Annotated in this window: 14 protein-coding genes; 13 read left to right on the top strand and 1 reads right to left on the bottom strand. The window is 71.6% G+C overall.

Features of this window, described 5'->3' with window-relative positions:
• Positions 1-60 precede the first annotated feature (60 nt).
• Entirely contained in the window at positions 61-849 is a 789-nt protein-coding gene (locus AC1DWP_RS16130; protein ID WP_477615500.1) for an alpha/beta fold hydrolase, read from the top strand.
• A gap of 40 nt (positions 850-889) precedes the next feature.
• Complete coding sequence (rsmD, locus tag AC1DWP_RS16125; protein ID WP_477615499.1) at positions 890-1,465, top strand: 16S rRNA (guanine(966)-N(2))-methyltransferase RsmD; 576 nt, start codon at positions 890-892, stop codon at positions 1,463-1,465.
• A gap of 87 nt (positions 1,466-1,552) precedes the next feature.
• Here the strand turns inward: rsmD and AC1DWP_RS16120 are convergent, their stop codons facing one another.
• Positions 1,553-1,846: a hypothetical protein gene (locus AC1DWP_RS16120; RefSeq protein ID WP_477615498.1), complete on the bottom strand. Its 294-nt coding sequence runs from the start codon at positions 1,844-1,846 to the stop codon at positions 1,553-1,555.
• A 162-nt stretch (positions 1,847-2,008) separates the two neighbouring features.
• Here AC1DWP_RS16120 and AC1DWP_RS16115 point away from each other — a divergent pair, with 162 nt between their 5' ends.
• The 11 genes from AC1DWP_RS16115 (at position 2,009) to smc (ending at position 13,087) form a co-directional block, all read left to right on the top strand.
• On the top strand, positions 2,009-2,575 hold the full coding sequence (locus AC1DWP_RS16115) for a hemerythrin domain-containing protein (RefSeq protein WP_477615497.1): 567 nt from the start codon (positions 2,009-2,011) through the stop codon (positions 2,573-2,575).
• Between the two features lie 25 nt (positions 2,576-2,600).
• A complete protein-coding gene (gene coaD / locus AC1DWP_RS16110; RefSeq protein ID WP_477615496.1) occupies positions 2,601-3,098 on the top strand; it encodes a pantetheine-phosphate adenylyltransferase in 498 nt (165 codons plus the stop codon).
• Position 3,099: 1 nt separating this feature from the next.
• Positions 3,100-5,211 carry an acyltransferase family protein gene (locus tag AC1DWP_RS16105; RefSeq protein WP_477615612.1) on the top strand — a complete coding sequence of 704 codons (2,112 nt, stop codon included), beginning with the start codon at positions 3,100-3,102 and terminating at the stop codon, positions 5,209-5,211.
• 136 nt (positions 5,212-5,347) lie between these two features.
• Complete coding sequence (locus tag AC1DWP_RS16100) at positions 5,348-5,965, top strand: YceD family protein (protein WP_477615495.1); 618 nt, start codon at positions 5,348-5,350, stop codon at positions 5,963-5,965.
• Between the two features lies 1 nt (position 5,966).
• Positions 5,967-6,161, top strand: a complete 195-nt coding sequence (rpmF, locus tag AC1DWP_RS16095; RefSeq protein WP_056922518.1) for a 50S ribosomal protein L32 — start codon at positions 5,967-5,969, stop codon at positions 6,159-6,161.
• Positions 6,162-6,214: 53 nt separating this feature from the next.
• Entirely contained in the window at positions 6,215-7,000 is a 786-nt protein-coding gene (gene rnc, locus AC1DWP_RS16090; RefSeq protein ID WP_477615611.1) for a ribonuclease III, read from the top strand.
• 74 nt (positions 7,001-7,074) lie between these two features.
• The gene (gene mutM, locus AC1DWP_RS16085; protein ID WP_477615494.1) at positions 7,075-7,944 is read left to right on the top strand and encodes a bifunctional DNA-formamidopyrimidine glycosylase/DNA-(apurinic or apyrimidinic site) lyase; all 870 of its coding nucleotides are present in this window, start codon (positions 7,075-7,077) and stop codon (positions 7,942-7,944) included.
• Positions 7,945-7,990: 46 nt separating this feature from the next.
• The gene (locus AC1DWP_RS16080) at positions 7,991-8,287 is read left to right on the top strand and encodes an acylphosphatase (protein WP_477615493.1); all 297 of its coding nucleotides are present in this window, start codon (positions 7,991-7,993) and stop codon (positions 8,285-8,287) included.
• A 156-nt stretch (positions 8,288-8,443) separates the two neighbouring features.
• The gene (locus AC1DWP_RS16075; RefSeq protein ID WP_179420502.1) at positions 8,444-8,635 is read left to right on the top strand and encodes a hypothetical protein; all 192 of its coding nucleotides are present in this window, start codon (positions 8,444-8,446) and stop codon (positions 8,633-8,635) included.
• Entirely contained in the window at positions 8,632-8,973 is a 342-nt protein-coding gene (locus AC1DWP_RS16070; protein ID WP_477615492.1) for a chorismate mutase, read from the top strand. The genes AC1DWP_RS16075 and AC1DWP_RS16070 overlap by 4 nt, the downstream gene beginning before the upstream one ends.
• Positions 8,974-9,514: 541 nt before the next feature.
• On the top strand, positions 9,515-13,087 hold the full coding sequence (smc, locus tag AC1DWP_RS16065) for a chromosome segregation protein SMC (RefSeq protein WP_477615491.1): 3,573 nt from the start codon (positions 9,515-9,517) through the stop codon (positions 13,085-13,087).
• Positions 13,088-13,115 lie beyond the last annotated feature (28 nt).

Genomic DNA, 13,115 nt, shown 5'->3' with positions numbered 1-13,115 from the left:
CGCGAGGGTTGACCGAAATTGCAGGGGCGCTCACATGCGAGTTCGCCCTAGTCTCGAAGGGTGCTGCTCTCCCATGACGACGAAGGTTCCGGCCCAGCGGTCCTGCTGCTCCATGCGGGAGTCGCCGACCGCCGCATGTGGGACCCCCTGGTCCCGGGGCTGCGCCACACCTTCCGCGTGATCCGTCCCGACCTGCGAGGATTCGGCGACTCGGCGCAACCGGGCGAGGAGTACGCAGACGCCGACGACCTCGACGGGCTGCTCGACTCGCTGGGGGTGGGCAGCGCCGCGGTGGTCGGGTCCTCGTACGGCGGGCGGGTGGCGATGGAGCTCGCGACGGCCCATCCGGCGCGGGTCTCCTCGCTGGTCCTGCTCTGCCCTGGCTATCGCGGGCTGGAGCCCTCCGAAGCAGACGCGCCGGCCTTGGAGGCCTATGGCGACGAGGAGGCACGGCTGCTCGAGGCGGGCGACCTCGCGGGTGCCGCCGCACTCACCGTGGACACCTGGGTGGGACCGGAGGCGGGGCCCGAGGTGCGAGAGCTCGTCGCGACGATGCAACGCCGTGCCTACGAGGTCCAGCTGGCGGCCGACGAACAGGACCCGCCGCCTTCGGCGCGCCGGATCGAGGTCGACCCGACGGCCCTGGCGGTGGACACCTTGGTGGTGTCGGGCGCGCACGACCTGGACCACTTCCGCGCCATTGCCGCTCATCTCGGCAGGCAGATCCCGGGGGCCGAGTGGGTCGAGCTGGACTGGGCCGGCCACCTGCCGTCGATGGAGCGGCCCGACGCCGTGCTGACGCTGCTCCTGGACGTGCTGCGGGACGACCCGACGGTGCACGCGCCCTGAGCGAGGGACCTGGGTCCGGCGGCGCTGCTACGTTGCCGCCGTGACGCGGATCATCAGTGGGCGGGCCGGGGGCATGCGGCTGGCCACCCCGGCAGGCTCGGGCACCCGACCGACGAGCGACCGCGTCCGAGAAGCGCTGTTCTCGCGTCTCGAGCACCTCGAGGTGCTCGTCGGTGCGCGGGTGGTGGACCTGTATGCCGGGTCCGGCGCCCTCGGTCTCGAAGCGGCCAGCCGTGGCGCGGCGACCGTGCTGCTCGTGGAGTCGGACAAGGCCGCCGCGAAGGTGACCCGTCAGAACGCGGGAGCACTCGGCATACCCGGGATCACGGTGCGGCACGCCACCGTGCAGCGGGCTCTGTCTGCGGCTCCGGCGCAGCCACAGACGCTGGTCTTCCTCGATCCGCCGTACGAGCTCGGCGAGGAGGAGCTGGCCGCGGACCTCGTCGCCCTGGTGGAGCAGGAGTGGCTCGATCCCGAGGCGCTGGTGGTGGTCGAACGGTCCGCGAGGTCACCGGAACCGGCCTGGCCCGAGGAGCTCGAGCGCGAGGGGGAGCGACGCTACGGCGAGACGAAGATCTGGTTCGCAGGCCCACGCCTGCCCGACGTCGTGGCCTGAGCGCCGCTCGGCAAGGGATGCGAGCCGGCCCGAACGCGACGGAGCCCGACCGCGCAGTGCGGTCGGGCTCCGTGACGTTGCGGTCGGTCAGACCGCAGGGGAGGAGGGCAGCAGGCTGAACTGCACACCCCCGGTCTCGTCCACCGCGGCGTCGAGCACCTGGTCGCCCAGGGCCACGGCGGCGGTCTCGTCGAGGTAGACCTTGGCGCCGTCCTGCTCGACGACGGCGTCACCAGGCAGGGCCTGCTCGGCGGTGGTCACCGTCAGGCCGCCGGAGTCGACGCCTTCCTGGCTGAAGCGCAGACCCGCGTCCTCGGTGCTGAGGTTCTGGTCCACGAGGGTCTTGACGATCGTGCTGGCGTTCTCGGTCAGGGTGAGCATGTGGCTCCTTCTTTTCCGACAGTGTCAGGCTATGGAGGTCAGGACCCCTCCACCGTGTCGCAACCCGCGTCCCGACTTCAAACCAGGCGTCCGGTGGGTGGGACGTCGTCTCGCCGCGACCCCCGAGGTGTGACATCGCCGCAGGTGGGAGAGGGTATGGACATGACGGACTACGAGATCCCCCGGCCGACCAACGGCGACGTCGTCGAGCTGATCCTCGACGACCACCGATTCTTCGAGGCACTCCTGCGCGACCTGCGCGACGCCACGGCGGACCGCGAGGCGGCCCGGGCCACCCTGGCCGCGGTCCTCATCGCCCATGGTGAGGCGGAAGAGGCGAAGGTCTACGCGAGCCTCAAGCGCAAGGACGCCATCACGGCCCACGAGGCCCAGCACGGCGAGGAGGAACACGCTGAGGGGAACGAGGCCCTGCTGGCGCTCCTGGAGTGCAAGGGCACCGACACCCAGAAGTTCGACGACGCCGTCGAGGACCTCGCCACCGCGCTCAACCACCACATCGGCGAGGAGGAGCAGACGATCCTCAACCCGGCCCGCACCGAGGTGTCGGAGGAGGTCCGCCAGGACCTCGGCGTGAAGTGGGCGACCGAACGCAACCGCCTCCTCGAGGCCGGGGTCGGGACCCTCACCAACGTCCGCGAGATCGTCGCGCGGGCGCACAAGGAAGGCCTCCTCCCGGCCGACGACGAGGGCGAGGACGACAAGGAGTAGCCGGGTGCGCTGCTAGCGTGCCGGTGTGACCAGCCCAGCGACGAGACGGTGTGTGTGCCCCGGCTCCTACGACCCCGTCACGCTCGGCCACGCCGACGTCATCCGGCGCGCCGCAGCGCTCTACGACGAGGTCGTCGTCGCGGTGCTGCACAACCCTGCCAAGCGCGGGACCTTCAGCCCGGAGGAGCGTCGCGACCTCATCCTCGACGGCTGCCGCGACCTCGGAAACGTCCGCGTGGAGCTGTTCGCCGACCGGCTGCTCGTCGACGTCTGCCGCGAGCTGGACGCGACGGCGATCGTGAAGGGTCTGCGGGGCGGCACCGACTTCGCCTACGAGCTGCCGATGGCCCTGATGAACCGGCACCTGACCGGCGTCGAGACCGTCTTCCTCCCCGGTGACCCGAGCCTCGAACACATCTCGAGCTCGCTGGTCAAGGAGGTCGCGCGCTACGGCGGCGACGTCTCCGGGCTGGTCAGCGACCGCGTCCGGGACGCCCTCCTGGCACGCCTGCGGGAGCAGTGACCTGACCGCGAGATCCCCCCGGCCGGAACGCTTTCGGCCCGACATCGAGGGGCTGCGAGCCATCGCCGTCCTGCTGGTGATGGCCTACCACGCCGGTGTCCCGCTGGCGAACGGCTTCCTCGGGGTGGACGTCTTCTTCGTCATCTCGGGCTTCCTCATCACGAGCCTCCTGGTCCGCGAGCTGGTCGCCACCGGCACCATCGACTGGGCCCGCTTCGTGGGTCGCCGGATCCGTCGGCTGCTGCCCGCGGCGATCCTCGTCCTCGTCGTCACTGCGCTCGTGGCCCTGGCGGTGGTTCCCGGCCTGCGCCGCCGCGAGATCGGCACCGATGTCGCTGGTGCGGCCCTGTACGTCGTCAACTGGGTGTTCTCGCACCGGGCCGTCGACTACCTCGCCTCGGACAGCATCCCCTCACCGGTGCAGCACTTCTGGTCGCTCGCGGTCGAGGAGCATTTCTACGTCATCTGGCCGCTCGCGCTGATCGCGCTCGCGCTCGTGCTGCGCCGGCTGGGTCGGCGCCCAACCGTGGGCGCGGTGGGGGTCCTGCTCGCCGCCATCGCCGTGCCCTCCTTCGCGTATGCCGTGTGGCTGGGTGCCGTCGACCCGGCGCGGGTCTACTTCGTCACCACCACGCGGGCGTGGGAGCTCGGGGTCGGTGCGGCGCTCGCGGTCTGGTGTGCAGGCAGAGGCGAGCGGGCGCGGCATACGGGAGAGGGCCCGGCCGCTGCGTCCTCATGGGGCAGGGGGCTGCTCGACGCCGCCATCGGCTGGGTGGGCCTCGCCGCGGTCCTGGGCTCGGCCTGCTGGCTTCCGGCCGACGCGGTCACGCCCGGCGGGTGGACCCTGGTGCCGACGCTGGGGGCCGCCGCGGTCCTCTACGCCGGCTGGACGGGAACGCTGGCCGGCCCGGTCCGCGTCCTCGGCACCGCGCCGATGGTCTGGATCGGTGGGTTGTCCTACTCGCTCTACCTCTGGCACTGGCCGGTCCTCGTCCTGAGCGAGTGGACGTTCGACGGGCTCGGCGCGACGCAGCAGGCGCTGGCCGTCGCCCTCGCCGTCGTGCCCGCCTGGCTGAGTCACCGGTTCCTGGAGAGCCCGATCCACCACAGCCGGACGCTGGCGGCCCGCACCCGGCCCGTGCTCGCCCTGGGACTCGCGCTGTCCGCGGTGGGCGCCCTCGCCGCGCTCCCGCTCGCGCAGGCGTCGTCGCCGTTCCGCACCACGCCGATTGCGGGCCCCCGACCGGCCATCGAGACCCTCGGCGCGGCCACGCTCACCTCGCCGCCCAGCACCGACCCCGCGAACTACGCCGTCGACGACTGGGAGTGGCTGACCCCCGATCCGCAGCTCGCCGGCGAGGACCGCCCCAGGGCCGACGTCGACCGGTGCCAGGTGGACCGTTTGGTCGAGGACCCGGTGACCTGCGAGTTCGGGGTGTCGGGGGGAGCGACCACGGTGGCCCTGGTCGGGGACTCCAAGGCGATGCAGTGGTTGCCGGCCCTCGAACGGCTGGCTCCGGACCGGGGCTGGAGGATCGTGACCTACGGCAAGTCGGCCTGCGCCTTTGCCGCCGGCCGTGCCCAGAACGAGGGCAGGCCCTATCCGGCGTGCGACGAGTGGAACCGCCGTGTCGTGGACCGGCTCCGGGCCGACCCTCCCGACCTGGTCCTCACGTCCGGGTATGCCGCGACGGCCTGGGACGGCGCCCACGCCACGAGTGCCGCGCTGGTGGCCGGGCTGGCAGGCCGCTGGTCGGCGCTGCGTGGCGCCGGGATCCCCGTCGTCGTGCTGGGGGACAGCCCGGTGTCGCCCAACGACCTGGACGTCTGCACTGCCCGCCACGCGCACGAGCTGAGCCGGTGCGCCTTCGCCCGGGACCGCGCCGTGGCGGGGAGCGGGTTGCCCGCCCAGCGCGAGGCCAGCACCGCCTCCGCCACCCCGCTGGTCGACCTCACGGAATGGATCTGCCCGGTGGAACGCTGTCCCGTCGCCATCGGCAACGTCGCCATCCACCGGGCCGGCGACCACCTCACGGCGACCTATGTCCGCACCCTGGCACCTGTCCTTGGGGCGGCGCTGGAGCGTGCGGAGCCCCTTGGTGCGGTCCGGTGAGGGCGGCGGTTCGAGGGTCGGCAGCCACCCGGCATACCCGCGCATTTGGGGGACTGGGCCGTGCTCCGGTAATCTCGTGCGTCGGTCTTGTCCTCGCCCGAGGCGAAGTCCGAGTCACTCGACGTCTGCTGGAGCCATGGAACACCTGAATCCCCGATCGCCGCTGGTCTTCGACACCACGGACCTCGGTCGGCGACCCGGTTCGATGGAACGCCTGCAGCGCACGATCGAGGCACCTGCCGACTTCGGCACGGACGTCATCGCGGTCCCGCAGGGGTCCACGATCGAGCTGGAACTCCGGCTCGAGTCCGTCGTCGAGGGCGTGCTGGTCACCGGCTCGGCCCGCGCCACGGCGACCGGCGCCTGCGTGCGGTGCCTGGACCCCGTCAGCCACGAGGTTGAGGGGAACTTCCAGGAGCTGTTCGCCTACGCCGATCGCGCGGCCCACCACCGTGAGGTGGGAGCGGACGACGACGAGACCGAGGAGCACACCCTCGAGGGCGACCTGTTCGACCTCGAACCCGTGCTCCTGGACACGGTGGTGCCTGCACTGCCGTTCCAGCCCGTGTGCCGTGCCGACTGTCCGGGACTGTGCTCCGAGTGTGGAGCGCGCCTGGCGGACGACCCGGACCACCACCACGATGTGTTCGACCCCCGGTGGGCCGCGCTGAGCGCGCTGTCCCCCGAGAGCACCGACCTCCTGGGCAGCGCCCAGGTCGAAACCCACAGCAACACCGAAGAGAAGAGGAACTGACGTGGCTGTCCCGAAGCGGAAGACGTCGCGCTCCAACACCCGTTCGCGTCGTGCGAACTGGAAGGCGACGGCGACCACGCTCACCACGTGCCCGCAGTGCAAGGCTGCCATGCAGCCGCACATCGCCTGCCCGTCCTGTGGCACCTACAAGGGTCGTCACTACACGCCGGCCGAGCGCACCGAGCACCAGGGCTGAGTCAGTCTGAACCGCGCGTGAGTCCCACTCCGTCCCTCCCGGGGGACAGCGCGATGCAGCGGCCCGTCGACGGCTTCGTCCAGCACCTCACCGAGGTGGTGGGGGGGCCCGTCGACGAGTCGCTGCTCCTGCGTGCCCTCACGCACCGCTCGTACGCCTACGAGAACGGTGGACTGCCCAACAACGAGCGCCTCGAGTTCCTCGGCGACTCGGTTCTCGGGCTCGTGGTCACCGACACCTTGTATGCCACGCACCCCGACCTGCCCGAGGGGCAGCTCGCGAAGCTGCGCGCCGCCGTCGTCAACATGCGCGCCCTGGCTGACGTGGCCCGCACCCTCGGCCTCGGTGACCACGTGATGCTCGGTCGCGGCGAGGAGAGCACCGGGGGACGCGACAAGGCCTCGATCCTCGCCGACACGATGGAAGCCGTCATCGGGACGGTCTACCTGTCCTGCGGCATGGCGGCCGCGGCGAACCTCGTGCACCACCTGCTCGACCCGCTCATGGCTGCCAGCGCCACCCTCGGCGCCGGCCTGGACTGGAAGACCAGCCTCCAGGAACTCGGCGCGTCCACAGCCCAGGGCGTCCCGGAGTACCGCGTCGAGGAAGAGGGCCCCGACCACGAGAAGACCTTCCACGCCCAGGCGGTGGTGGGTGATGAGGTGCTGGGTACCGGCACCGGTCGGTCGAAGAAGGAAGCCGAGCAGCGCGCTGCCGAGCTGGCCTGGCGTGCCCTGAGCGCGCGCGCCGCCGCAGGTGTGGCCGCCGGTTCGTCGGACAACCTGCCCGACTCCGTGGTCCTGGCCGACGAGGACGCCGTGGCGGGCTCGCCCTCCTAGGCGAGCACCCGGCATACCCACGTCCGTGAGGGCCACCCCGCAGGGGTGTCGGCCCCGCATGCTTGAGTTGCCCCATGCCTGAGCTGCCCGAGGTCGAGGTGGTCCGCCGCGGTCTCGCCGACCACGTGGTCGGGCGCACGATCACGGCTGCCGAGTTCCGCGGGCAGCGGGTGGCGCGGCGCCACCTGCCGGGACCGCTCGACCTCGCCTCGCGGCTCGCGGGAAACCACGTCGAAGAGGTCCGTCGGCGGGGCAAGTACCTCTGGCTGGTGCTCCGCGCCCCCGACGGCCACCAGCAGGGCCTCATCGCGCACCTTGGCATGAGCGGGCAGCTGCTCGTCGAGGCGTCGGATGCCCCGGAGGAGAAGCACCTGCACGCGCGATTCACTTTCGCCGATGGCCGTGACGAGCTGCGGTTCGTCGACCAGCGCACCTTCGGCGGGATGGCGCTGGCCGAGCTCACGGACGACCTCGTCCCCGAGACCATCGCCCACATCGCGCCCGACCCGTTCGAGGCGGCCTACGACCAGGTCGCGGTCGTGCGGCGGATGAAGTCCCGCGACTCCGCGGTGAAGCGCGCCCTGCTCGACCAGACACTCGTCGCCGGGATCGGCAACATCTACGCCGACGAGGCGCTCTGGCGGGCGCAGGTGCACGGTGAGCGGCTGTGTTCGTCGCTGACCAAGCCGACCCTTTCGCGGGTGCTCGACCACGCCCACGACGTGATGCTGGCCGCGCTGGGGGAGGGCGGCACGAGCTTCGATGCGTTGTACGTCAACGTGAACGGCGCGTCCGGCTACTTCGACCGGTCGCTGCACGCCTACGGCCAGGAGGGACGGCCCTGCGACCGGTGCGGCACGCTGATCCGGCGCGAGGCCTTCATGAACCGGTCGTCGTTCTCCTGCCCGCGCTGCCAGCCGCGTCCCCGACTGAGGCGCGGCTGACAGGACGGGTCCTGCGGTTGTACAACTGAACCGAGAGGTGGTGCACATGGATCACAACGGTCCCGCCCGGGCGGTCATCTGGGTTCACGGTCGGGTGCAGGGCGTCGGTTTCCGCTGGTGGACCCGCGCGCGGGCCCTCGAGCTGGGTCTGGTCGGCCATGCCCGCAACGCCGGCGACGGCCGGGTCGAGGTCGTCGCCCAGGGTGACGAGGAGCGCATCCGCGAGCTCGTGGAGCTCATCGAGGAGCGACCGTCGCAGCACCTGCGGCCCGGCGAGGTGCACACCTGCGTGACGACCTGGGGGGCGCCGCGCGACGGGCTCGCGGGCTTCGTCGAGAAGTGAGTCCGCGGGCGGTCCTGCCGCATGCGACACCACGAGAATGGACGTGAGCTGACCGAAGCGGCATTGACCCTGCGGAATCCGGATGCCACCCTGAGAGATGCCCGGTTCGGGCACCCGCAGCACGCGACCCCCGACGTCTGCGGAGAAGGAGTCGACATGGCCAAGGCCCTGGTGGGCTATCGCGTGGCGTCCGACCCGCGACTGATGCTCGAGACCGTCGAACTGCGCCGCCGCGTCCGCGACCTCGAGTTCCTCGTCGAACGGCTGCAACGTGACAACGACCAGCTTCGTGAGGATCTGAGACAGCCCGACGTCGTGGCGGCGGGCATGCCTACGATTGCCGGGTGAGTTCGCCCGCACAGACACCCGGTTCCGCACCAGGACCTGGGTCCCGTACTTCCCGTTCGACGCCCGAGGATCTCGTGCGCCTTCGCGCCAGCATCGACAACATCGACGCCGCCCTGATCCACCTGCTGGCCGAGCGGTTCAAGTGCACCCAGGAGGTCGGCGAGCTCAAGGCGCGTGAGGGTATGCCGCCCGCTGACCCTGCGCGCGAAGAGGCCCAGATCGCGCGGTTGCGCGACCTCGCCGACCAGGCCGGGCTCGACCCGACGTTCGCCGAGAAGTTCCTCAACTTCGTGATCGCCGAGGTCATCCACCACCACGAGGCCATCGCCGGCTCCTGACTTCGGAGCGCTCCGCCCGCGACTTGTTGCCACCTCGTGGTCACGTAAGGCCCGAACTGGGGTCCGGTGGGGATCTGCCCGCAACAAGTCCGGGGCCGCTGGGACGTGTTGCCACCTGATGGTCACGGACGCGCCGGATCGCCGTCTCGTGACGATCTGCCGGCAACAAGTCCGGGGCCGCCGCGACACGTTGCCACCTGGTGGTCACGGACGGGCTGAACTGGGGGTCCGGTGGGGATCTGTCGGCAACAAGTCCGGGGGCGCTGGGACGTGTTGCGACCTGGTGGTCACGGACGCGCCGGAATGGCGTCTCGTGACGATCTGCCGGCAACAAGTCGGAGAAGGTGGGGTGGTCCCACGGCGAGGTGCCGGGCTGACGGGGCGGCGCGGCATACCTCTGGCGTCACTCCAGTCTCACGGTGCACAGGCAACGCAGGACGGCGGAAGGTGCCGGGAGCGCCTCCCTCCCGCAGGTAAGGTGGCCCACGCACAGCCAGCCCCGGCAGACCCCGCCAGCCACGAACCAGGAGCCGACCCGCTCGTGTACGTCAAGAGCCTGACCCTGAAGGGCTTCAAGTCCTTCGCCTCGGCGACCACGATGCGCCTCGAACCCGGCATCACCTGCATCGTCGGGCCCAACGGCTCCGGCAAGTCGAACGTCGTGGACGCGCTCGCCTGGGTGATGGGGGAGCAGGGCGCCAAGAGCCTGCGCGGCGGCAAGATGGAGGACGTCATCTTCGCCGGCACCGCCGGACGCGCGCCCCTGGGTCGCGCCGAGGTGGCCCTGACCATCGACAACACCGACGGCGCGCTGCCGATCGACTACACCGAGGTCACGATCGCGCGGACGATGTTCCGCAACGGCGGCTCCGAGTACGCCATCAACGGCACCTCGTGCCGGCTGCTCGACGTGCAGGAGCTGCTCTCCGACTCCGGCATCGGCCGCGAGATGCACGTCATCGTCGGTCAGGGCCAGCTCGATGCCGTGCTGCGCGCTACCCCGGAGGAGCGTCGCGGGTTCATCGAGGAGGCCGCGGGTGTCCTGAAGCACCGCAAGCGCAAGGAGAAGGCACTCCGCAAGCTCGAGTCGATGGAGGCCAACCTCACCCGGGTCAACGACCTGACCGGTGAGATCCGCCGCCAGCTCGGCCCCCTCGGTCGTCAGGCCGAAGCCGCCCGCAAGGCTGCCGTCATCCAGGCCGACGCCCGCGACGCCCGCCTGCGGCTGCTCGCGGACGACCTCGTCCAGCTCACCTCCACGCTGGAGCAGGAGGTGGCTGACGAGACCGCCCTCATCGCCAAACGCACCGAGGTGGAGGAGGGCCTGGCCACCCTGCGGAGCCGCCTGGCCACGCTCGAGCAGCAGGCCCAGGACGCGGCTCCCGAGCTCGCCCGGGCCCAGGAGCGCTGGTTCAGCCTGCAGCAGCTGCGCGACAAGCTCACCTCCACCGAGTCGCTCGCCGCCGAACGCGTCCGCCTGCTGTCGCAGGACACCCAGGACGAGCAGACCTCCGGTCGCGACCCGGAGGAGCTGCGCGCCCAGGCCGTGGAGGCGCGCAAGCAGGAGGAAGCCCTTCTCGCCGAGGTGCGCGAGGCCAGGACCGAGCTCGAGGGGGCCGTCGCCGCCCGCGAGGCCGCCGAGCAGGCGTATGCCGCAGAGCAGCAACGCCTCCAGCGCCTCGCCCGAGCGGCCGCTGACCGCCGCGAAGGGCTGGCGAAGCTCGCCGGTCAGGTCGGTGCCCGCAAGAGCCGTCTCGAAGCCGGCGAGGCGGAGATCGGTCGCCTGCGCGGCGTCATCGAGCAGTCCCTGCAACGAGCCGCAGCCGCCGAACAGGAGTTCAACACCCTCGAGGCTTCCGTCGCCGTCGACGAGGAGGGTGAGGAAGGGCTGGACTCGGCCTACGAGAAGGCCGCCGCCGTCCTCGAGCAGGTCGAGGCCGAGGTCGAGCAGCACCGCGAGGCCGAGCGTCTCGCCGAACGCGACCGAACCAGCGGCACAGCCCGGCTCGAAGCCCTCGAGCTCAGCCTGTCCCGCAAGGACGGAGCCGCCACTCTCCTCGCCGCCGCGGACTCCCGGCACGGCATCGTCGGGTCGGTCGCGTCGCTTCTCCAGGTCAAGGGCGGTCACGAGGCCGCGGTCGCCGCAGCCCTCGGCTGGGCCGGTGACGCCCTCGCCGTGGAGTCCGTCGAGCACGCCGCTCGCGCGTTGACCACGTTGCGTGCCGACGACGCCGGTCGGGCTGCCTTCCTCGTCGGACAGACTGCCTCGTCGAGCGACCCGGCCAGCTGGCCGCGACTCGAGGGTACGGCGGTCTGGGCCCGTGAGGTGGTGGAGGCCCCCGCGACGGTGCGCCCGGCGGTGGAGCAGCTCCTCGACCGGGTCGCCCTCGTGTCCGACCCCGCCCTGGCAGCCGCCCTGGTCGCCCAGGGCGAGGGAATCACCGCGGTCACGACCGATGGGGACGTGTTCGCCCCCGGTTTCGTCCGTGGCGGCAGCAGCCACGCGCCCAGCCTCATCGAGATCCAGTCGGCCGTCGACGAGACGCGCGACCGCGTGGCCGATGCCACCAGGCGCGGGGAGCAGGCGCGGTTCGCACTGACCTCCGCTCAGGAGCAGCACCGCGTCGCCACCGACGACGTCGAGGCGGCCCTCGAGCGGCTGCACGACTCGGACGCGAAGATGGCCGCGGTGGCTGAGCGGCTCGGCCACCTCGGCGCCACCGTTCGGTCGGCCAAGGCCGAGGCCGAGCGCACCGAGCGCTCCATCGCCGACGCGACGGCGGGGCTCGAGAACGACCGCCGCGAGCTTGCCGAGCTGACCGTGCGCCTCGACGAGGCGAGCGCCGAGCCGACCGAGTCGCAGGACCCCAGCACCGACGAGCGTGATCGCCTCGAGCTCGAAGCCAGCCGTGGACGAACGGCCGAGACCGAGCTGCGGCTCACGCTGCGCACCAAGGAGGAGCGGGCCCGGGCGCTCAAGGGCCGCGCCGACTCCCTCGAGGGGGCGGCGCGCAACGAGCTGGCCGCCCGCCAGCGACTGGCCGCGCGCCAGGAACGCCGCAAGCGCGAGGCGACGGTGGCCGAGGCCGTCCGACGCGGCGCGGCGTACGCGAGCACCCTGATCGCCGGCGCCCTCGACACCGCGGCCCTCCGGCGCGCCGTCGCCGAGCAGGAGCGCACCGAGCGAGACCAGGCGCTCACCGTCGTGCGGCGCGACGTCTCCGTCCTGCAGGACGACCTGCGAGAGCTGACCGACACCGTGCACCGCGACGAGGTGGCCCGCACCCAGCAGCGGCTGCGGATCGAGGCCATGCAGGCCAAGGCCGTCGAGGAGCTCGGCATCTCCCCCGAGGCCCTGATGGAGGACTTCGGCCCCCACCAGCTCGTCCCGTTCGTCGTCGGGCCCGACGACGACCCCGACGAGATCCCCGAGCCCGGGCCCTACGTCCGCGAGACCCAGGAGAAGCGGCTGCGCAAGGCTGATCGAGCGCTCAACGCGCTGGGTCGCGTGAACCCGCTGGCGCTCGAGGAGTTCGCGGCGCTGGAGGAGCGGCACAAGTTCCTCACCGAGCAGCTCGAGGACCTGAAGAAGTCCAAGCGCGACCTGCTCGACATCGTGCGCGAGGTCGACGAGCGGGTGGAGCGCGTGTTCACCGAGGCCTTCCACGACACCGCCGCCCAGTTCGAGGGCGTCTTCAGCCGACTGTTCCCCGGCGGTGAGGGCAAGTTGACCCTCACCGACCCGGCCAACATGCTCACGACCGGCATCGAGGTCGAGGCGCGCCCACCCGGCAAGAAGATCAAGCGGCTCTCGCTGCTCTCCGGCGGCGAGCGGTCGCTGGTCGCGGTCGCGCTGCTGGTGTCGATCTTCAAGGCGCGGCCCAGCCCGTTCTACATCATGGACGAGGTGGAGGCGGCGCTCGACGACGCCAACCTCGGCCGCCTGATCACGCTGTTCGAGGAGCTGCGTGACTCCAGCCAGCTCATCGTCATCACCCACCAGAAGCGCACGATGGAGGTCGCGGACGCGCTCTACGGTGTGTCGATGCGTGGTGACGGTGTGACCACTGTGGTTTCGCAGCGGATCCGCGACGTGGCGGCGCAGAGCGCCTGAGCGCGCCGGCCCTGATGGGCCGCGCGGC

This window comes from Pedococcus sp. P2_F6, from assembly GCF_056403675.1.
The sequence above is the reverse complement of the archived record's forward strand: the minus strand, read 5'-3'. Positions and strand labels throughout refer to the sequence as shown.

What these genes read in the sequence shown, in the direction of transcription:
- AC1DWP_RS16120 (WP_477615498.1), bottom strand. Translation starts at nt 1,846, where the DNA reads ATGCTCACCCTGACCGAGAACGCCAGCACGATCGTCAAGACCCTCGTG.
- AC1DWP_RS16115 (WP_477615497.1), top strand. Translation starts at nt 2,009, where the DNA reads ATGACGGACTACGAGATCCCCCGGCCGACCAACGGCGACGTCGTCGAG.
- AC1DWP_RS16100 (WP_477615495.1), top strand. Translation starts at nt 5,348, where the DNA reads ATGGAACACCTGAATCCCCGATCGCCGCTGGTCTTCGACACCACGGAC.
- rnc (WP_477615611.1), top strand. Translation starts at nt 6,215, where the DNA reads ATGCAGCGGCCCGTCGACGGCTTCGTCCAGCACCTCACCGAGGTGGTG.
- mutM (WP_477615494.1), top strand. Translation starts at nt 7,075, where the DNA reads ATGCCTGAGCTGCCCGAGGTCGAGGTGGTCCGCCGCGGTCTCGCCGAC.
- AC1DWP_RS16080 (WP_477615493.1), top strand. Translation starts at nt 7,991, where the DNA reads ATGGATCACAACGGTCCCGCCCGGGCGGTCATCTGGGTTCACGGTCGG.
- AC1DWP_RS16075 (WP_179420502.1), top strand. Translation starts at nt 8,444, where the DNA reads ATGGCCAAGGCCCTGGTGGGCTATCGCGTGGCGTCCGACCCGCGACTG.